Source organism: Streptomyces sp. NPDC002623 (assembly GCF_053592635.1).
The window spans coordinates 9253-31235 of sequence record NZ_JBSFWB010000030.1 but is presented as its reverse complement, the minus strand read 5'-3'; the positions used below and the strand labels follow the sequence as shown (position 1 = coordinate 31235).

At 75.1% G+C, this 21983-nt stretch carries 5 protein-coding genes; all 5 read left to right on the top strand.

What is annotated here, in order from left to right; translation table 11 throughout:
- Nucleotides 1–27 precede the first annotated feature (27 nt).
- The 5 genes from ACWD4O_RS37500 (at nucleotide 28) to ACWD4O_RS37480 (ending at nucleotide 21965) form a co-directional block, all read left to right on the top strand.
- Nucleotides 28–1413, top strand: coding sequence for a cytochrome P450 (locus ACWD4O_RS37500; protein ID WP_451287053.1), 1386 nt, complete (start codon nucleotides 28–30; stop codon nucleotides 1411–1413).
- Between the two features lie 53 nt (nucleotides 1414–1466).
- Entirely contained in the window at nucleotides 1467–2207 is a 741-nt protein-coding gene (locus ACWD4O_RS37495) for an SDR family NAD(P)-dependent oxidoreductase (protein ID WP_451287051.1), read from the top strand.
- A 58-nt stretch (nucleotides 2208–2265) separates the two neighbouring features.
- The gene (locus ACWD4O_RS37490; protein WP_451287049.1) at nucleotides 2266–3369 is read left to right on the top strand and encodes an SIS domain-containing protein; all 1104 of its coding nucleotides are present in this window, start codon (nucleotides 2266–2268) and stop codon (nucleotides 3367–3369) included.
- 66 nt (nucleotides 3370–3435) lie between these two features.
- A complete protein-coding gene (locus ACWD4O_RS37485) occupies nucleotides 3436–18504 on the top strand; it encodes an SDR family NAD(P)-dependent oxidoreductase (RefSeq protein ID WP_451287047.1) in 15069 nt (5022 codons plus the stop codon).
- Nucleotides 18501–21965 carry an amino acid adenylation domain-containing protein gene (locus tag ACWD4O_RS37480; RefSeq protein ID WP_451287045.1) on the top strand — a complete coding sequence of 1155 codons (3465 nt, stop codon included), beginning with the start codon at nucleotides 18501–18503 and terminating at the stop codon, nucleotides 21963–21965. The genes ACWD4O_RS37485 and ACWD4O_RS37480 overlap by 4 nt, the downstream gene beginning before the upstream one ends.
- Nucleotides 21966–21983: the final 18 nt, after the last annotated feature.

Here is a 21983-nt window from a genome sequence, read left to right as displayed (position 1 = left end):
GGAAGCAGCAGAAGGAGAGACAGCATCATGACCGCGAGCACTTCGACGGTTTCGGCGCCTCCCACCATGGCGGGGCACCCGCTGTTCGGGTCGCTGATGGACCTCCAGCGGGACACGCTGGGCACCTACCGCAGGGCGCTGCACGACCACGGTGACGTGGTCCGGTTCACGGTGGGCCCGCCGGGAATGCGGGCGGAGTTCTACGGTGTGTTCTCGGCGGACGGCGCCCAGCAGGTGTTGGCGTCCTCGGCACAGACGTTCACCAAGGAGAACCGGTTCCTCGGGGAGCTGCGGCAGTCGTTCGGCAACGGGCTGCTCACCAGCATGGGGGACGAGTACCTGCGCCAGCGCCGCATGCTCCAGTCGTTGTTCACGCCTCGTCAGGTGAGCAACTACGGCTCGGAGATCACCCAGGAGACCGGCAGCCTCGTCGAGCGGTGGCGGACCGCACCGGACGCGACCGTCGACGTGGCGGAGGAGATGACGGGGCACACGCTGCGGACGATCTCCCGCATCCTCTTCGGCCGGAAGAACGACGTGGACGCGATGGTTCCCACGGTTCAGCGCAACTTCCCGCTGATCAACGCCTATGCGGTCAAGCGGGCCTTCGCCCCGGTGAACCTGCCCCGGAAGGTGCCGACGCCGGGCAATCTGCGCGCCGCCAAGGCACACCGTGAGCTGTACGAGGTGTGCGACGAGATCATCTCGACCCGCCGGGCCGAGGAGTCGACCGCCCCGACCGGCCGCAACGACATGCTCAGCCTTCTGGCGCGGGCGCACGACGACGACGGCAACCCGATCAGTGCGCAGGAGACCCGGAACCAGGTCCTCGTCTTCCTCGTCACCGGGCACGAGTCCACCGCCACCACCCTGGGCCTCACCCTGCATCTCCTCGCCTGTCACCCCGAGGTGCAGGCCCGCGCCCACCATGAGGTCGACAGCGTCCTGAGCGGTCGTGAGCCCGTCGCCGAGGACCTGGAGAAGCTGCCCTACCTGACGCAGGTGCTCAAGGAGTCGCTCCGCCTCTACCCGGCCGCGCCGGCGCAGGGCCGCATCGCCACCGAGGACGTGCAGGTCGGCTCGTACACCATTCCGGCCGGCGCCGATGTGGTGATCAGTTCCGGCGTCGTCCAGCGCCGCCCCGACATCTGGGCGGACCCCGACGCGTTCGACCCGGACAGGTTCCTGCCGGAGCGCGAGGCCGCGCGCCCGCGCTACGCGTGGTTCCCGTTCGGCGGTGGGCCGAGGGCGTGCATCGGCCAGCACCTGGCGATGATGAACGCCACCCTCACGCTGAGCGTGCTGCTCCAGAACTACTCGTTCACCGCTGTCGACACCGACATTCCGCTGAACACCGGAATCACCCTGCGACCCACCGGCCAGGTCCGCTGCAGGCTGACGCCGCGAACCTGATCGCACAGTTTCTCTTTCCGGCGAGTTTGTCGATGCGTACAGGAGGCATGAGGGTGCAAAAGGAATTCGCGGTGGTGACCGGCGGTACCAAAGGCATCGGGCTCGGACTGAGTGGGCGCCTGGTGTCTTTGGGATACCGGGTCGTGGCGCTCTACCGGGGCGACAAGGAGTCCGCCGCCGCGGCCGAGCGCGAGTTCGGCGACTCCTTCCGGGCCCTGCAGGCCGACCTGGCGGACCCCGGCGCGGTGGTCACCGTGGCGGACGAGCTGCTCGCGGCGTACGGGGCGCCGAGGGTGCTGGTCAACAACGCCGGGCGCAACATCGACCGTCCCTTCCTCGACATGTCGTTCGAGGACTGGGACCAGGTGATCGCGGCCAACCTGTCCGCTCCGTTCTATCTCACGCGGGCGCTCGCGCCGAAGATGCTCGAGGCCGGCGGTGGATCGGTGGTGAACGTCGCGGCCACCACGGGGATCCGCCCGCGGCTCGACGGGCTGAACTACTGCGCCAGCAAGGCAGGGCTCCTGCACTTCACGAAATGCCTTGCGATGGAGCTCGCTCCGACCATCCGCGTCAACTCGCTCATTCCCGGAATGATTGACACCGAGGAGATGCGTACGCGATTCCGGACGGACGAACCGCACTACCGGGACAAGTTGCTCGACGAGATCCCGCAGCGACGCATCGGGGATGTCGACATGATGGCCGACGCGTTGGAATTCCTGATCGGAGAGAAGTCTTCATACGTCACCGGTCAGAAATTGATCGTGGACGGCGGGCAGTTCATGTGGTGATTCTCGCGGCGTGCGCGAGCAGGCATCCACTCCCATTTTCCGAGAAGAGGCTCTGTACGTGAACACTCGAATGGATCGATACGAGGAATTTCTCTCCGAGAAGTACCGGAAGGGCTTCACGAAGTCCGACGAATACTCGCTGGACGAGCTGTCCGACAGCCTGCGCGCCCGTATCGCCGCAGGTCACTTCAAGCGTGTGGTCTTCACCGGCATGGGCTGCTCGGCGATCGTCTCCGATGTCGTCCGCGCCTTCTTCATCTCGACGGGCACCGAGGTCGAGTTCCACGTCTTCAACGACTACGACCACGCCTACCTGCTGCCGTCCTCCGTCATCGACGACGACCGGACCCTGATCATCCTGAGCTCCTACAGCGGCCACTCCCTGGAGCCCGCGCGAGCCTTCCACGCACTCGCGCACGCCCACGACCGGATGGTCCTGCTCACCTCGGGCGGCCGCCTGGCCGAGATGGGCCGGGAGTCCGGTGTGTCCGTCCTGCGCTGGGAGCTGAGCGAGCCCGACCGCGAGTACCCCCTGTTCCACGTGGGGCAGTACTTCGCCATCCTGCTGGACGTCTTCTTCCGACTGGGCCTGGTCCCGCAGGACTTCGGCGACGAGGTGCGGGCGCTGCCGGGCCACCTGGCCCACGACTTCACCGACGCCCACCGGGAGTCGGCGCGCACGGCGGCCCTGCGGAGCCGGGACGCCAACATCATCATGATCGCCTCGCCGGTGTGGCACGAGAGCCTGCTCAAGCTGGCCAAGATGCACCTCAACGAGATCGCCATGGTGCCGGCCACCCGCAACTTTTTCCACGAGTTCTGCCACAGCGAGGTGGCGACCCTCTCGGACCCGACGCGCAAGCACAGCGTGCTGGTCTTCGCCGACGCGGACGACGACGAGTACACGCAGGCGAAGCGGAAGAACCTGACGGGCCTGCTCACGAGCGACCGTCCGGAGAACGGGAACATCGAGGTGATCGAGGTGCCCATGGCCGAACCCACCTTCATGCGGAAGTACTTCACCGCCCTGGAGTTCGTCCAGCACCTCACGCTGGCTCTCGGCCGCGCCCACGAGACGCGGTCGCGCAACCTCATCTCCGAGGCCGCCGGAAACCCCTGGTACCACGGCGACACCATCCTCGCGGAAGCGGCCGCCCGCTAGTCCGTCACGAGCCGGAGCACCGTCTCCTCCCCAAGTGAGCGCAGGAAAATAAGGAGTGTTGGGTCAGTGAACAACCCGGTTCCGGCGGTCGCCGAGACGGACGTCGCCATCATCGGCATGGCCGGGCGGTTCCCCGGCGCCGACGACCTGGACTCCTTCTGGCGTCTGCTGAGCGAGGGCCGCGAGGGCATCACCCGCTTCAGCCGCGAGGAACTGGCGGCGGCGGGGGTGCCCGCCCGGCTGCTGGACGACCCGGAGTACGTCCCCGCCCACGGGATCATCCCGGACGTCGACCTGTTCGACACCGGGTACTTCGAGTTCACCCCGGCCGAGGCAGCGATCACCGACCCGCAGCACCGCATCCTGCTGACGGCCGGCCACGCCGCCCTGGAGCACGCCGGCTACGACCCCGCCCGCCACGACGGGCTGATCAGCGTCTACGCCGGCGCGGCCATCAACACCTACCTCCAGCAGCAGGTCCTGCCCCACGTCGACCAGACCACCACCTCCCGCCACTTCGCGGTGATGGTCGGCAACGACAAGGACTTCCTGGCCACCCGGCTGTCGTACAAACTCGACCTCAAGGGCCCCGCCTACGCCGTCCAGACCGCCTGCTCCACCTCCCTCGTCGCCGTCCACCTGGCCTGCCAGGGACTGATCAACGGCGAGTGCGACATGGCGCTGGCCGGCGGCGTCACCGTGAAACTGCCGCAGGCCAAGGGGTACCTGTACGAGGAAGGCGCGATCCTGTCCCGGGACGGGCATGTGCGCACCTTCGACGCGGACGCCGGCGGCACCGTCCTCGGCAACGGCGTCGGTGTCCTGGTCCTCAAGCTCCTGCGGGACGCCATCGCGGACCGGGACACCGTCCACGCCGTCATCAAGGGCACGGCCACCAACAACGACGGCTCCGGCAAGGTGAGCTTCGCCGCGCCCGGAGCCGCCGGCCAGACCGCCGTCATCCGCGAGGCGCACGCCGTCTCCGGCGTCGACCCCCGTTCCATCGGATACGTCGAGGCGCACGGCACCGCCACCCGCCTCGGCGACCCGGTCGAGGTCTCGGCGCTCACCCGGGCGTTCAGGGAGTCCACCGCCGACACCGGGTTCTGCGCCATCGGCTCGGTGAAGTCCAACATCGGCCATCTGGACGCGGCCGCCGGTGTCGCGGGCGTGATCAAGACGGTGCTGATGCTGAAGCACCGGACGCTGGTGCCGACTCTCCACCACACCACCCCCAACCCGGCCATCGACTTCGGGGCCGGCCCCTTCGAGGTGAGCACCGACACCGCCCCCTGGACAGGGCAGGGCCCGCTGCGCGCCGGCGTCAGCTCCTTCGGCATCGGCGGCACCAACGCGCACGCGATCCTCCAGGAGGCCCCGCCCGCCCCCGTCACCGGCGACGCACACCACGCGCAGCAGCTGCTGGTGGTGTCCGCCCGTACCGCGACCGCGCTGGCCACGGCCGCCCAGAACCTGGCCGCCCACCTCGACGGCGACGACCCGGCCGCGCTCGCCGACATCGCCTACACGCTGGCCGTGGGCCGCCGCGCCCACGAGTACCGGCTCGCCGTCACCGGCTCCGACCGCGCCGCCCTCGCCCGGGCGCTGCGCAAGGCCCCGGTCCCCGAGCGGCCCGCGACCGGCGAGGTCTCCTTCGTCTTCGCCGAGGACGTCCCCGAAGCGGCGGGCCTGGCCGACCGGTGGGCCGCCGCCGAACCCGCCTTCGCCCGGCACCACGAGGCCGCGCTCGCCGCGGGCGCCGGCCGACTCGGCGAGCGGGGGCGGGCGTTCGCCGTGCAGTACGCGCTCGGCAGGCTGTGGCTCGACCGGGGCCTCACCCCGGTCGCGGTGCACGGCGACGGGCTCGCGGCCCGGGCCGCCGCCTGCGTGACCGGGGCGCTTCGGCTTCAGGACGCGCTGACCGGCGACGGCCCGGTACCGCCCGCCGCCCGCACACGGATCCCCGTGCGCGGCGCCCACGACGAGGTCCGCGGTGTCGCCCTCGGCGTGACCGACGGCCCCTGGGACGGCATGGCCCGCGCCTGGCAGGCCGGCGCCGCCGTCGACTGGGCGGCCTGGTTCGAGGGCGAGGAGCGCGGCCGCGTCCCGCTGCCGACGTACCCCTTCGAGGGCCGCCGCTGCTGGCTGACCGGCCCGGACGCCGGTGCACCCGCCGACCGGGTCACCGGCCCCGGACCGCACCCCATGCTGGACGAGAACGTCTCCACCCTGGACACCCTCGCCTACCGCAGCTCCCGCACCGGCGCCGAGTTCTACCTCGCCGACCACCGCGTCGACGCCGAGCCCGTCCTGCCCGCCGCCGGACAGCTGGAACTGGCCCGCGCGGCCGGCGAGCTCTCCCTCGGCGGCCCGGTCCGGCTGCGCGGAGTCTCCTTCGAGCAACTGCTCTCCTACGCCACCGGGCCGCGCACCGCGCTGGTCCAGCTGTGGCGCGAGCGCGACACGGTCGGCTTCGAACTCACCGCCGACGAGCGGGTGGTCGCGGCCGGCGAGATCCACGCCGGAGCCGTCGAGCGCCCGGCCCCGGTAGACCCGGCCGCCGTCGCCGCCCGCTGCGCCGAGTCGGTCACCCACACCGACTGCTACGACATCCTGCGCGCTCACGGTCTGGACTACGGCTCCCGCATGCGCGCCCTCACCGAGGCCCGGCTCGGCGACGGGGAGGCCCTCGGCACCCTCGAACTGCCCGACGGGGCCTCGCTCGACGGCGTCACGCTCCACCCCGCCCTCCTGGACGGCGCCCTGCACACCCTGGTCGTGCTGCTGGCCCGCGCCTACGGCGACAGGGCCGACGGCTTCCTGCCGCTGGCCCTGGGCGAACTCACCGTGCACGCCCCCGTCACCGGGCCCTGCCAGGTCCACGTCACGGTCGGCCGGCTGGGGGAGCGGACCGCGCACGCCGACCTCACCGTCGTGGACGCGCACGGCCAGGTCCTGGCCGGCCTGCACGACCTCGCCGTGCGCGTCCTCGGCGCGCCCCGCGAGTCGGCCCTGCTGGTCCGCCGCTGGACCGCCGCGCCCGCCCAGCCCACCGGCGCACCCCTCGGCGACACGGCCGCCGTCGTCACCGCCGACCCGGCCCGCGGCGCACAGCTCGCCGCTCACCTCACCGCCCTGGGCATCGGCACGGTCGCCCGCGACCTCGACCCGGCCACCGCGCCCGACGTCGTCCTCGTCGACGAAGCGACCCCCGAACAGGCGCTGCACGTCGTCCGCACACTCCTCGCCGCCCGCCCCACCGCCCCCGTGCGCGTCCTGCTGCTGCACCGCCACGACACCGACGGCCCACGCCCCGAACGCGCCGCACTCGCCGCCTTCGCCCGGACCGTCCGCGCGGAGAACCCCCTCCTCGAAGTGCAGGCCGTCGGCCTCGCCGCGGACCTGGCCGAGGCCGACGCGCTCGCCGTCGAACTGGCCGGCCACGGCCGCGACCCGGAGGTCGCCCACACCGCACAGGGCCGCCGGATCCCGCAGGCCGGGCCGGCCCCGGCCGTCGACCCGGCAGCGGTCCGCGACGGCGGCGTGTACGTCGTGACGGGCGGCGCGGGCGGACTGGGCCGCGCCGTCGCCGACCGGCTGCTCTCCCGGGCCGACGCCCGCGTGGTCCTGCTGGGCCGCCGCGAACGGCCCGCCGACCTGGACGAACGCCTGGTCCACCGCAGCGTCGACGTGTCCGACCCGGACGCCCTGACCCGGCGACTCGCCGAGGTGCGTGCCGAGTTCGGTCCGCTCAACGGTGTCGTCCACGCCGCCGGTGTGCTGCGCGACGGGTTCGCCCTGACCAAGTCCGCCGAGGACTTCGCCGCCGTCCTGGCCCCCAAGGTCGCCGGTGTCGAGGCCCTGGCCGCCGCCACCGCCGACGATCCGCTGGACTTCTTCGTCGCCTTCTCCTCCATCGCCGCCCACATCGCCAACCCCGGCCAGACCGACTACGCGTACGCCAACGCCTACCTGGAGGCCTACGCCGAACGGCACGGACGGATCACCGCGATCGCCTGGCCGATGTGGGCCGACGGCGGGATGCGCCAGAGCACCGAGGCCGCCGCGGACATCGCCGCCCGCACCGGATTCGGCGTACTGCCCACACAGACCGGCCTCGCCCTGTTCGAGCAGGCCCTCGGCACCCCCGGCGCGCTCGTCGCCGCCTACGGAGACCTCCGCACCATCACCACCGCGCTCACCGCACCTGTCGCCCGGGCGGCCCGGACCGCCACGGCCACCGCGCCCGCCACGGCCACCGTGCCCGCCACGGGCGGCGGCCCGCGCGAGGAGGCACTCCGGCTGCTGCGCGAGCTGATCGCCGCCGAGACCGGCCTGGAGCCGGCCGAACTGGCCGAGGACGCCCCGTTCGACCGGCTCGGCATCGACTCGCTGATGATCGCCAAGCTCAACCGCGGGCTGGACCGGCACTTCGACGCCCTGTCCAAGACCCTGTTCTTCGAATACGCCACCCTCGGCGAACTCGCCGGCTACTTCGCCGAGCACCACGCGGCCGAGCTGACCGGCGGCACACCGCCGGCCGCACCGGTCACGCCCACGCCCACGGCCGAAGCCACCGCCCCGCGCCCGCCGCGCGCCCCGCGCCGTACCGCACGAACCGGCGTCGTCGAACCCGCCGTACCCGCCGTACCCGCCGGGGATGACACCGACGCCATCGCCGTCATCGGCCTGGCCGGCCGCTACCCGGCCGCCGACGACCTCGACGAGCTCTGGAGCACCCTGGCCGAGGGCCGCGACGCAGTCACCGAGATCCCCGCCGAGCGCTGGGACAGCCACCGCTGGTACGACCCGGACCCGGCGGCGCCCGGCCTCGCCCACACCCGGTGGGGCGGATTCCTGCGCGACGTCGACCGCTTCGACCCGCTCTTCTTCGGCATCTCCCCGCGCCAGGCCGAACTGATGGACCCCCAGGAGCGCCTGTTCCTGCAGAATGCCTGGCACGTCCTGGAGGACGCCGGCTACCGCCGCTCCGACCTGGCCGGCCGGCCCGTCGGCGTGTACGTCGGCGTGATGTACGGCGAGTACCAGTTCCACGGCGCCCTGGACGCCCTGCGCGGCGGACGGCCGCTCACCGGCTCGTCCTTCGCCACCATCGCCAACCGGGTCAGCCACGCCCTGGACCTGTCCGGTCCGAGCATGGCCCTGGACACCATGTGCTCCTCCTCGCTCACCGCGATCCACCTGGCCTGCGAGAGCCTGCGCCGGGGCGAGAGCGAACTGGCCGTCGCCGGCGGCGTCAACGTCTCCGTCCACCCGTACAAGTTCGCCTTCCTCAGCCAGGGCCGCTTCCTGTCCTCCGACGGCCGCTGCCGGGCCTTCGGCGCGGACGGCGACGGCTATGTGCCCGGGGAGGGCGTCGGCGCCGTCCTGCTCAAGCCCTACCGCAAGGCACTGGCCGACGGCGACCGCATCCACGGCCTGATCCTGGGCAGCGCCGTCAACCACGGCGCCCGGACCAACGGCTACAGCGTGCCCAACCCGCGCGCCCAGCAGGCGGCGATCACCACCGCGATGGAACGGGCCGGCGTCACCCCGCACGACATCGGCTACGTCGAGGCCCACGGCACCGGCACCGCCCTGGGCGACCCGATCGAGCTGACCGGCCTCACCCACGCCTACCGGTCCGCCGAGGCCGCACCCGGCACCTGGCCGATCGGCTCGGTCAAGTCCAACATCGGGCACCTGGAGTCCGCGGCCGGCATCGCCGGACTCACCAAGGTGCTGCTGCAGTTCCGGCACCGCACGCTCGTCCCCTCGCTGCACTCGGCCGAGCTGAACCCCAACATCGACTTCGAGCGCTCCCCGTTCCGCGTCCAGCGCGAACTGTCCGCCTGGCCCGACGGGGACCGGCCGCGCCGTGCCGGACTCAGCTCCTTCGGCGCGGGCGGCGCCAACGCCCACCTCGTCCTGGAGGAGTCCCCGAACCCCGATCCGGTCACCGACGTCCCGGCGGGCGAGCAGCGCACCGACGAACCCGTGCTGTTCCTGCTCTCCGCCCGCGACGAGGAACGGCTGCGCGCCTACGCCGAGTCGGCCGCCCGCTTCGTCCGCAGCGAGCACGTGCCGCTCGCCGACCTGTGCTTCACCACCCAGGTGGGCCGCGAGCCCCTCGACGCCCGGCTCGCGGTGACGGCCACCGACGGCGCCGAACTCGTCGCCGCCCTGCGCCGGTTCGCCGGCGGCGGCCCGGCCCCCGCCCCCACCGACCCGGGCCCGCTGGGCGACCTGGCCCGCCGCTGGCTGGACGGCTCCGACGTCGACTGGGCGGCCTGGCACGCCGGCCGGCCGGGCCCCGCCCCGCGCCGGACGCGCGCCCCGCAGTACCCGTTCGCCCCCGAGCGCCACTGGATCCCGCTCGACCCCGACCTCGGCACGGCCGCTCCGCATCCGCTGGTCGACGCCAACGAGTCCACGGTCGCCGAGGTCCGCTTCCGCAAGACGCTGCGCGCGCACGACCCGCTGCTGCGCGACCATGTGATCGAGGGCCGGCCGCTGCTCGCGGGCGCGGCGACGCTGGAGTTCGTCCGCGCCGCAGCCGCGCTCGCCGAGCCCGGCACCCGGCACGCCCTGCGCGAGGTGGTGTGGGGCCGGGCCGTCGAACTCGCCGACGGCGAACTGGAGTTGTACGTCTCTTTCCGCACGGACGGCACCGGGCTGGCCTTCGAGGTGTACAGCCGGACCGGTGCCGACCGCACCACCCACGCCCGCGGCGGTGCCGTCCCGGCCCCCGCCGCCCCTGCGGCCGCCGAGGACCTCGCCGCGCTGCGCGCCCGGCTGTCCGTCGTACGCGACGGACCCACCGCGTACGCCGAGTACGCGGCCGCCGGGTTCGCGTACGGCCCCTCCTTCCGGGTCGTCGACGAGATCCGGGTCGGCCCCGGCGAGGCACTGGTCCGGCTTGCCCCGGCCGGTACCGCCCCGGGCGCCCAGCTGCCCCCGGCGCTCCTCGACGGCGCCCTGCGGGCCTGCCACTGGACCGGCCGGACCACCGCGCCGCGCCCCGGTGAGCTGGCCGTCCCCTTCAGCCTCGGCGCCCTGGACTCCTTCGCCCCGCTGCCCGAGGTCTGCCACGCGCACGCCCGACTGGTCGGCGAGTCGGCGGGCGTGCGCCGCTTCGACCTGACCGTGTACGACGACCAGGGCCGCGTGCTCGCCTCCGTACGGGACTTCGCGGGCCGCCTGCCCGGCACCCGGACGGCCCTGGCGGGCCCCGCAGCCGACACCCGGGCGACGCTCGCGCGCCCCGCAGCCGACGCCCAGGCAGCGCTCGCCGGCCATACGCCCGCCGCACCGGCCGTGCCGGCCGCACCGGCCGCACCGGCCGTGCCCGCTGCACCGGCCGTGCCCGCTGCACCGGCCGTGCCTGCCGTGCCTGCCGCATCGGCCGTGCCTGCCGCACCGGCCGTGCCCGCTGCACCGGCCGTGCCTGCCGCACCGGCCGTGCCCGCTGCACCGGCCGCGCCTGCCGTGCCTGCCGTGCCTGCCGTGCCTGCCGCATCAGCCGTGCCCGCCGCACCGGCCGCACCGGCCGTGCCCGCCGCACCGGCCGCGCCTGCCGCCCCTGCCGCGTCCGCCGCCCCTGCCGCATCCGCCGCGCCTGCCGCATCGGCCTCACCGGCCTCGTCCGCCGCACCCACCGCGCAGGTCGAGCCTGAGCCCGCCTCCGGCGAACCCCGCCTCTACGAGCCGTACTGGCGCCCCGTCGCCGACCCGGAACCGGCGGACGCCGCCGGGACCCTCGTTCTGCTCGGCCGGCACCCGGAACTGGAGTCCGCGCTGGCCGCGACGGGCGGGTGGCGGCGCGTCGTCGCCCTCGGCGAGGACACCGGCCGCTTCGCCTCCCTCGCCGACGAGGACGGGCTCGACCTCGCCGTGGTCCTCGGCGACGCGGCCGACGGCTCGCCCGCCGACCTGCTCGACCGCGCCTGCGCCCCCGTCCTGGACGTGCTCGACGCGGCCCGCACCGGCGTGCTGCCCGGCCGGGTGCGCTGCCTGGTGCTGCACACGCAGGACGCCGGCGAGGACCGGCCCGAGTGGGTCGCCCTGGCCGGGTTCGCCCGCTCCACGGGGCCGGTCGCGCCGCGCCTGGAACTGCTCACCCTCGGCGTCGACAGGGCGGCCCCGGCCGCCGAGGTCGCCCGGGCCGTGGCGGTGGAACTGCGCGCCGCACCCCGCGCCGCAGGCATGGAGGTCCGCCGTACGGCCTCCGGCGAGCGGCAGATACGTTCCCTGCGCCCGCTCACCGGCCCGGCTGCCCCGGCCGACGTGCCCCTGCGGGACGGGGGCGTGTACGTCGTGACCGGCGGCGCCGGGGCCGTCGGCCGGGTCCTCGCCGAGCATCTGGCCCGCACCCACGCGGCCAAGCTGGTGCTGATCGGCCGCTCCGAGCCCGATGAGGGGACCCGCGCCTGGCACCGCACGCTGACCGGCCTCGGCGCCGAGGTGCTCGCGCTGCGCGCCGACGTGGCCCGGGCCGACGAGCTCGGCGCGGCGCTGGCCGCCGCCCGGGACCGGTTCGGCGCCCCGCACGGCGTGTTCCACCTGGCGGGCGTCGCCGACGAGGGCCGCGCCGACGGCGACCGGGAGCGCTTCGCCCGGCTGCTCGGCGCCAAGACACACGGCCTGGTCCACCTGGACCGCCTGACCCGCGAGGATCCCCTCGACCTCTTCGTGGTCTTCTCCTCCGTCTCCTCCCTCATCGGTGACTTCGGAGCGGCCGGCTACGCCACCGCCAACCGCTTCGCCGACCTCTACACGGTGCTCCGCGACCGCCGGGTGCGCCGGGGCGAGGGGCACGGTCGCAGCCTGTCCCTGGCCTGGCCGCTCTGGGCGGTCGGCGGGGTCGACGGGCTGGTCCGCGAGGAGGAACTGGCCGCATACACCCGCCGCAGCGGGATGCGGGCGCTGACCGCGCGAGCGGGCCTCGACCTCCTCGCCCGCTCCTTCGCCCCCGGCGTCCCGTGGCTCGTGCCCGCCTGGGGCGACCCGGCGGCCGTCGACGCCGCCCTGACGGGCCCGCCGGCCCCGTCCCGGCCCGCCCCGTCCCCGCCCGTGGCGCCGGCGCCCGCCGCCGCCGCCCGCGCCGGGTGGCTCCGGGACCGGCTGGTGGAGCACCTGCGCGAGGTCCTCGCGGGCGTGCTCAAGCTGCCCGCCGGGCGCCTCGACAGCCGCGTCCCGCTGGACGGCTACGGCCTGGACTCGGTGCTGGTCATGGAGTCCAACTCGCTGCTGGGCAAGGACTTCCCGGGCCTGCGCGGCACCGTGTTCTTCGAGTTCCGGACGGTCGACGAGCTGGCCGACCACATCCTCGCCGAGCAGGCCGACGCCGTCACCCGTCTGTTCCCCGAGGAGACCGAGCCGTCGCGGCAGGAGACACAGCCCTCGCGGCGGGACGCCACCGCTCCCGCGTCGGCGCCCGCCCGGAGCCCGCACACCCCGCCCGTCCGCCCGGACGCCGACGAACCGATCGCCATCATCGGCATCAGCGGCCGCTACCCCCGGGCGGACACCCTGGAGGAGTTCTGGCGCAACCTCGCCGAGGGCCGCGACTGCGTCACCGAGGTCCCCGCGGACCGCTGGGACGCCGACGCCCTGTTCGACGCGGACCCGGCCGCACCGGGCCGCAGCTACAGCCGCTGGGGCGGCTTCCTGTCGGACGTCGACTCCTTCGACTCCCTGTTCTTCCAGATCGCGCCCAAGCAGGCCCGCACGATGGACCCGCAGGAGCGGCTCTTCCTGCAGACGGCCTGGTCCGCGCTGGAGGACGCCGGCTACCCGCCGTCCCGGATCCCGGCGCCCCGCCACGGCGGCCAGGGGCACGACGTCGGCGTGTTCGTCGGCGTCATGTGGGACGACTACGCGATCCTCGCCGCCGCCGAGTCGGCCCGCGGCAACCACCAGGTCGTGCTGGCCAACCGTTCCGCCATCGCCAACCAGGTCTCCTACTTCGGCGACTTCCGCGGCCCGAGCGTGGTGACCGACACCGCCTGCTCCGCCTCCCTCGTCGCCGTGCACCAGGCCTGCGAGAGCATCCGCCGCGGCGAGTGCTCGTACGCCGTCGCCGGCGGCGTCAACGTCGCCGTGCACCCCGACAAGTACGTGCACCTCAGCCGCAAGACGATGCTGTCCGCCGACGGTCGCTGCCGGGCCTTCGGCGCGGGCGGCACCGGGTACGTGCCCGGCGAGGGCGTCGGCGCGGTGCTGCTCAAGCGGCTGTCGGACGCGGTCCGCGACGGCGACACCGTGCACGCCGTGATCCGCGCGAGCGCCGTCAACCACGGAGGCCGGACCAGCGGCTACACCGTGCCCAACCCACAGGCCCAGCAGGCGGTGGTGGAACAGGCGCTGGCCGCCGCGGGCATCGACGCCCGCACCATCGGCCTCGTCGAGGCGCACGGCACCGGCACCGCCCTGGGCGACCCGATCGAGCACACCGCGCTCGCCCAGGCCTTCGCCCGGCACACCGGCGACACGGGATTCTGCGCGCTCGGCTCGGTGAAGTCCGCGATCGGCCACCTGGAGGGCGCGGCCGGCATCGCCGGGCTCACCAAGGCCGTCCTGCAGCTGCGCCACGGCACACTGCTGCCCACGCTGCACGCCGAGGAACTCAACCCGGTCATCGACTTCGAGAGCTCGCCGTTCACCGTGCAGCGCGAGACGGCGCCGTGGCCGCGCGCGTACGACACCGACGGCCGTCCGCAGCCGCGCCGCGCCGCCGTCAGCTCGTTCGGGGCGGGCGGCACCAACGCGCACGTGATCGTGGAGGAGTACCTGACCCCCGAGCCGGCCCCGGCCGGGCCCGAGCAGACGGAGCTGATCGTCCTGTCCGCCCGCGACGAGGACCGGCTGCGCGCCCGCGCCGCAGACCTGGGCCGCGCCCTCGCCGAGCCGGGCGCCCCGAGGCTGGCCGACGTCGCCCACACCCTGCGTGTGGGCCGCGAACCCCTCGCCGTACGGCTGGCGTTCGTCGCCGCCGACCTCGCGGACGCGGCCGGCAGGCTCGCCGCCGTCGGCCGGGGCGAGGACGGCCAGTGGCTGCACCGGGGCCGGGTGGAGCAGCACCCGCCGCTGGCCGGCCTGCTGACCGACGGCAGCGGGGGCGAGGACTTCCTCGCCGCCCAGATCGCGGCCGGTGCCGACGACCTCCTCGGCCGGCTGTGGGTCTCGGGCGTCACCGTCGACTGGGACCTGCTGCACCGTCTGCGCCCCGCCGAGCGCCGCCGGGTGCCGCTGCCGACGTACCCCTTCGAGCGGGTACGGCACTGGCTCGACACCACGCCCGCCCCCGTCTTCGCGCAGGGCCCGCGCCGGTGGGAGCGCCTGCTCGCCGCCGACGAGCCGGTGCTGCGCGACCATGTGGTCGACGGGCGGCCCGTCCTGCCCGGTGTCGGCCATCTGGACCTGGTCGCCGAGGCGAGCGGGGGACTGGCCGGGCGGGCCTGCGTGGACGTCCGCTGGGTCGTCCCGCTGGCCCTGAGCGGGGCCGAGGAGACGGTGGCGGTGGCCTTCGACGGCGACCGGTACGAGATCCGCGGCGCCGACGACGCCGTACGCTCCTGCGGCCGCCTCGCCGCCGCCCCGGCCGCGCCCGCACCCCTCGACGTCACCGCGCTGCGCGCCCGCCTAGACGATGGCCCGGGCGAAGGCTCCTTCTACCGGGCGCTGGCCGGGCAGGGGCTGCCGTACGGGCCGTTCTTCCGCCGCGTCCGGCAGGTGTGGACCGGCCGGGACGAGGTGCTCGGCCGGATCGGCGAGCCGGCCGGCGACGACCCGGCGCACGCCCTGCACCCGGGCGTCCTGGACGCCGCCCTGCACACCGTCGCCGCCCTGCTGGTCCGCCGCCGGGGCGAACACGCCCGGCCGATGCTGCCGTTCGCGGCCGACCGCGTCGAGGTGTTCGGCCCCGTCCCCACGACCGGCTGGTCGTACGTCCGGGAGACCGGGACCGACCGCTGCGAGGTGCTGCTCTGCGACGACACCGGAGCGGTACGGGTCCGGTTCGAGGGCCTGACCTACCGCGAGGCCAAGCCGTCCGCGGTGGTCGTGCACCGGCCGGTGTGGACCGCCCGGCCCGCCGAGGAGCGCGCCGCGGCCGCCCGCAGCGTGCTGCTGGTCGGCGAGCGACTGGACGCCGAGCCCGCCGCCGGCATCGCCCGCGCCCACCACCGCGCCGACGTACGACGGCTCCCGGTCGGCCCCGGCGGCCTCACGGACGCCGAACTCGACCGCGCCCTGGCCGGATCCGGCGCACCGGACCTCGTCTACTTCCTCGCCACGGCCCCCGGGCGCGAGCCCGCCGGCCGCGCCGAGCTGCGCGCCCTGACCGACCGGGGCCCGGTCGCCCTGTACCGCCTGGTGCGGGCGCTGGCCCGGCACGGCCTGCTGGAACGCGAGACCCGTCTGAAGGTCGTCACCACGGACGTCCACCCGCTGGAGGCGGGCGACGACTCCACCCCGTGGGCCGCCGGGACCGCCGGCCTGGCCGCCGTCGCGGCCAAGGAGTTCCCCGCACTGCGCGTGGCGCTCGTCGACGTACGTGCGGCGGAGGCCGCCCGGGCGGCCGACGCGATCGTGGCCGAGCCGTTCCCGGCCCGGCCGGTTCCGGTGTCGCTGCGCGCGGGCGTCCGCCGGGTGCGCACCCTGGAGCGGGTCGAACTGCCCGCCGCCGCACCCCGGTTCCGGCCGGGCGGCGTCTACCTGATCGTCGGCGGGCTCGGCGCCGTCGGCAGGGACACCTGCCGGCACCTGGCCCGTGCCTACGGCGCGAAGCTGGTCGTGGTCGGCCGCTCCCCGCTCGACGAGACCCGGCGGCAGACCGTCGCGGAGCTGGAGAAGGCGGGCGCCGAGGTCCGCTACCTCGCCCTCGACGCCACCGACCCGGACGCGCTCAAGGGGGCCGTCGATCTCGCCGTACAGGAGTTCGGCGCCCTGCACGGGGTGATCAACGCCGCGATGGTGCTGGTCGACCAGGTGCTGAGGGAACTGCCGGAGGACGGGCTGCGGACCGCCCTGGAGTCCAGGGCCGACTCCACCTGGAGCCTGCTGCACGCGGTGCGCGAGGTGCCGCTGGACTTCGCGCTCCTCTATTCGTCCGGCGTGGTCTTCGAGGGCAACCACGGCCAGGCCGGCTACGCCGCCGGCTGCACCTTCGCCGACGCCTGGGCCCTGCACGCCGCCCGCACCCTGCCCTTCCCGGTGCGGGTCCTCAACCTCGGCTACTGGCACGCGGGCGGCGACCCGGAGCGGGAGCGGGTGCTGCGTCGCTTCGGCGCCGCCGGCATCCGGCCGCTGAGCGCCGAGCAGGGCATGGCCGTCGTCGAGCGGACCCTGGCGGCCGGGCTGCCCCAGGTGTTCGTCCTGGACGCCGACCGGCCCATCCTGGACAACCTTGGCATCGACCCCGACCGCACCCTGAGCGTGCTGCCGGGCGGCGCGCCGGACCCGCTGCCCGAGGTCCGCTTCCCGGGCGCGCCCGGTGCCGACCGTGAACTGGCCGCGCACCAGCGTGCGGTCGCCGAGGGGGAGGAGCTGGCGCTGCGCCTGCTGGCGTCGGTGCTCGACCGGGCGGGTCTGTTCGGCGCGGGCGAGGCCTCCCGGGAGGAACTCGCCGCCCGCCTGGGCGTGGTGCCCGAGCACGCCGCGCTGTTCCAGGCGCAGCTGGACATGCTGGCCGAGGCGGACTGGCTGACCGTCACGGACGGCGGCCGCCTGCGCGCGACGGGCCGCAGAACCGCGCCCGAGGCGGAACTCGTCCTCGAACTGGCACGGTTGACGGAGCGCCATCCGGCCCTCGCGCCGGTCGTCACGCTCCTCGGTGACTGCCTGACCGCGCTGCCCGACGTGCTCACCGGCCGCCGCCCCGCCATGGAGATCCTCTTCCCCGACGGCTCCGCCGAGCGGGTGGCCGCCGTCTACCGGGGCGACCCGGTCACCGACCGCTGCAACGGGGAGGTGGCGCGGCTCGTGGCCGAGCAGGTCGGAGCCCGCCGGGCCGCCGACCCCACCGCACCGGTGCGGATCCTGGAGATCGGCGCCGGCACGGGCGGCACCACGGCGGCCGTGCTCGCCGCCCTCGTCCCCTACGGCGACGGCATCGAGTACGTCTTCACCGACGTCTCCGCGGCCTTCGTCCGCAAGGCCAGGAACCGCTTCGGCGCGCAGTACCCCTTCACCCGCTTCGAGGTGCTGGACATCGAGGCCGACGCGGCCGGGCAGGGCCTGCCCCTCGGCGCCCACGACGTGGTGCTCGCCACCAACGTCCTGCACGCCACCCGGCGGCTGTCCGACACGCTGACCGGGGCCAAGCGGCTGTTGCGGCGGGGCGGCGCGCTGCTGCTGGTGGAGGGCACCCGGGCGCGGCGCCAGCTGGCGCTGGTCTTCGGCCTGACGGCCGGCTGGTGGCTGTTCTCGGACCCCGAGCAGCGCATGCCTCGCTCCCCGCTGGCGAGCGAGCGCCAGTGGCGGGACGCGCTGGCCGCGTGCGGCTTCACGGACATCAGCGCGGCCGCCCCGACGACGGAGGCCGGACCGGCCTTCCAGAGCGTCGTCGCCGCCGTCAGCGACGGCGTGGTGCCCGGCGGCGGGCGGGCTGCGGCGGCCGAGCGCGAGCCGAGGCGGACCCCGGCTCCGGCCCCTGCGCCGGCTGCCGCCGTGGCCCCGGTCGCCCCCGTCCCCCCGGCCTCCCAGGACGACACCCTGCGCCAGGTGACGGACGTCTTCGCCCGCGTCCTGGAGACGACCCCCGACCGGCTCGACCCCGACCTCACCTTCGAGAACTACGGCGTGGACTCGCTGGTCGTCCTGGAGCTGACCCGCGCCCTGGAAGCGGTCTACGGACCCCAGCCGGCGACCCTGCTGTTCGAGCGGATCACCATCCGGCAGCTGGCCGGGCACCTCGGCGCCGGGACCCCCAGCCCCGCAACCCCCGACATTCCCGATGCCCCCGTCACCACCCCCCAGCCCACCACCCTCCAGCCCACCACCCCCGCAGCGCCCGAACCCGCCCCGGCCGGTGACGCCGAGCGCCTGGTCGCGGGCCTGTCCGACGCGGCCGTCGACGAGCTGCTGGCCGAACTGCTCTCCCAGCGCGGGGAGTCCGAAGGAGGCGGACGATGACTGCCGAGCCGTTCAGCTGTGTCGTGATCGGCGAGGAGACCCTCCTCGTCGAGTGCACCAGGCTGCTCGTGGCCCGCGGACACACGGTGGCCGCCGTGGTGTCCCCCTCCGCCGAGCTGCTCGACTGGGCCGAGGGGGAGGGGCTGCCCGCCGTACCGTTCGGCGCGGACCTCGCCGAGCGGCTGGCCCCGCTGCGCTTCGACTACCTGTTCAGCATCGCCAACCTCCGGATGCTCCCGGAGGAGGTGCTCGCCCTGCCCGCCCGGCTGCCCGTCAACTTCCACGACGGTCCGCTGCCCGGACACGCGGGTCTGTTCGCCACCAGCTGGGCCATCCTCGACGGCGACAAGCAGCACGGCGTCGCCTGGCACGTGATGCACCTGGAGGCCGACACCGGCGACCTGCTCAAGCGGCGCACGGTGCCCGTCGACCCGGCGGCCACGGTGCACGACCTCGACGTCGCCTGCTTCGAGGCAGGCGTCGAGTCCTTCGCCGAACTCGTCGACGAACTGGCCGCCGGCACGGCCACCCGCACGCCCCAGGACCTGGGCCTGCGTACCTACCACGGCCGGTACGACGGCCTGCCCCGGGGCGGTGTGTTCGACTGGCGCCAGCCCGCCGCCGAACTGGACGCGCTGGTGCGGGCCACCGCGTTCGGACGCCGCCGCAACGACTTCGGCACGGCGCTGCTGGCCCGCGGCGACGACCTGCTGGCCGTCCGCGCCGTGGAGGTCACCGACCGGCCCTCCGACGCCGCGCCCGGCACCGTCGTCGACGTCGGCCCCGACGCCCTCACCGTGGCCACCGGCGACCGTGACGTCCGCCTCACCCACCTCGCCGCCCTGTCCGGGGAACGGCTCGACCCCCGCGCCCTGGCCCGGGAACTCGGCGGCCGCTTCCCGCACCTGCCCGACGCGGCCGTCGCCGAACTCGCGGAGGCCGCCCGCGCCGCCCACCGCCAGGAGCGCCGCTGGCTGCCCGCCCTGCGGTCGCTGCGGCCGGTGCTCCCGCCGAGGTTCGGCCCGCTGCACCCGGTGGCCCGCCCGGCGGGCCCGGTCCCGCTGCCCGAGGCCCTGCGCGAGCGGAGAACGCAGCCCGAGCGGCCGGCCCTGGCCGCCGCCCTGGCCTTCCTGGCCCGGCTCACCCGGGGCGACGAGCGGCACGTCGCCGTGTCCGTCCCGCGGGCGGCCTCCCCGGCCGCCTCCCGCATCCTGGCGTCCGACGTGCCCCTGCACACCCCGGAGGGGCTGCTCGACCTGACCCTGTCCGACCTCACCGAACTGATCGGCACCGCGCTCGACGAACTCCGGGACCGCACGCCGTACCGGCGTGACGTGCCGCTGCGCCACCCGGACCTGACCGGTGCCGCCCGCACCGGGCTGCCCGTCGCCGTCGTACTGCCCGGCGGCGCGGCCGAAACGGAGGACCGGCCGCTGACCGTCCGCATCGACGCCGACGGAGCCGTCGGCTTCCACGCGGGCGCCGGACTGACCGCGGACCACGAGCGCTGGCTCGCCGGGCACTTCGCCGCCTTCCTCGACGCCCTCGCCACCGACCCCCACCGCCCACTCGGCACCGCCGACCCGCTCGCACCCGAGGAGCGGGAACTGCTCGACCGGTGGAACGACACCGCCGAGGAGTATCCGCGCGAGGAGACCGTGACCCGGCTGGTCACCGACATCGCCTGCGCCGCGCCGGACGCCACCGCCGTCCGCTTCCAGGACCGCGCCCTCACCTACGGCGAACTCGACGAGGCGGCCGACCGGCTGGCCCGGCACCTCGCCGGCCTCGGCGCGGGCCCCGGCACGGTCGTCGGCGTCTTCCTGGAGCGCTCGCCCGAACTGCTGGTCAGCCTGCTCGCCGTCCTGCGCACCGGCGCCGCCTACGTGCCGATCGACCCGATCTACCCGCCCGCCCGGATCGGCCACATGCTCCAGGACTCCGGCGCCCGACTGGTCGTGACCGACGAGACGCTGGGCACCGCCCTGGCGGAGTTCCCGGTCACGCCGGTGCCGGTCTCCACCGCGCTCACCGCCGGGCCCCCGGCCGCCCCCCTGGACCGCTCCGACCCCGACGCTCCCGCCTACGTGATCTACACCTCCGGCTCCACCGGCCTGCCCAAGGGCGTCCAGGTCGGCCATTGGGCGCTGGTCAACTTCCTGTGGACGATGGCCCGCAGGCCCGGCTTCGGCTCCCGGGACTCGCTGCTCGCGCTGACCACCGTGTGCTTCGACATCGCAGGCCTGGAGCTGTACCTGCCGCTGGTGCGGGGCGGCACCGTGGAGGTCCTCTCCGCCGCCGAGGCCGCCGACGGCGTCGCCCTGCGCGAGCGCGTGGAACGCTCCGCGCCCACCGTCCTGCAGGCCACCCCGACCACCTGGCAGATGCTGCTCGCCGCCGGCTGGCGCGGCGATCCGGCGCTGCGGGCGCTGTGCGGCGGCGAACCGCTGCCCCCCGAGTTGGCCGGGCAACTCGCGCCCCGGGTCGGCGCGTTGTACAACATGTACGGCCCGACCGAGACCACCGTCTGGTCCACCGTGGACCGGGTGCTGCCCGGCGAGGCGGCCACCATCGGCCGGCCCATCGGCAACACCCGCTGCCACGTCCTCGACGAGCGCGGCGTCCCGGTCCCGCCCGGCATCCCCGGCGAGCTGTACCTGTCCGGCGACGGCGTCGCCGACGGCTACCTCGCCCGGCCCGAGCTGACCGCCGAACGCTTCGTCACCGCCCCGGGCGGCGGCGCCGGACGCGCCTACCGCACCGGCGACCTGGTACGCCACCTGCCCGACGGCCGCCTGGAGTACCTGGAGCGGATCGACGGCCAGATCAAGCTCAACGGCTACCGGATCGAACTCGGCGAGGTGGAGTCCGCCCTGCGCCGACTGCCCGGCGTCACCGCCGCCGTCGCCGTCGTCCGCGAGGACCGGCCCGGCGAACGCCGCCTGGCCGGCTACCTGGTCGGCCCGGCCGGCCCGCCGGACACCGCCGGGCTGCGCGCCGCCCTGGGCGAGCGCCTGCCCGCCTACATGGTTCCCTCCGCCCTCGTCGTCCTGCCCCGGCTGCCGCTCACCCCGAACGGCAAGGTCGACCGGGGGGCCCTGCCCGAGCCGGACGTCGTCCGCGTCGCCGGCGGCGCGACGGCCGTCCGCACCGACCTGGAGCGGCGCATCGCCGAGGTCTGGTGCCGGGCGCTCGGCCTGGAGCAGGTCGGCGCCGAGGACAACTTCTTCGACGTCGGCGGCGATTCGCTGCGCCTGACGTCCGTGGTGGCGAACCTGCGCGAGCGGCTCGGCCTCCAGGTCACCCGCCTCGACATGTTCGGCCATCCGACCGTACGGGCCATGGCCGCCCATGTCGCCGACGCCGGCCGCCCCGCCGAGCCCGCCGTGTCCCGGCCCCGGCGCTCCCGGGACACGGCGGCGCTCGCCCGCCGCCGCGACCGCAGGGGGCGGTCCTCATGACCGGCCGGCACGATGTCG

What these genes read in the sequence shown, in the direction of transcription:
- ACWD4O_RS37500 (WP_451287053.1), top strand. Translation starts at nt 28, where the DNA reads ATGACCGCGAGCACTTCGACGGTTTCGGCGCCTCCCACCATGGCGGGG.
- ACWD4O_RS37480 (WP_451287045.1), top strand. Translation starts at nt 18,501, where the DNA reads ATGACTGCCGAGCCGTTCAGCTGTGTCGTGATCGGCGAGGAGACCCTC.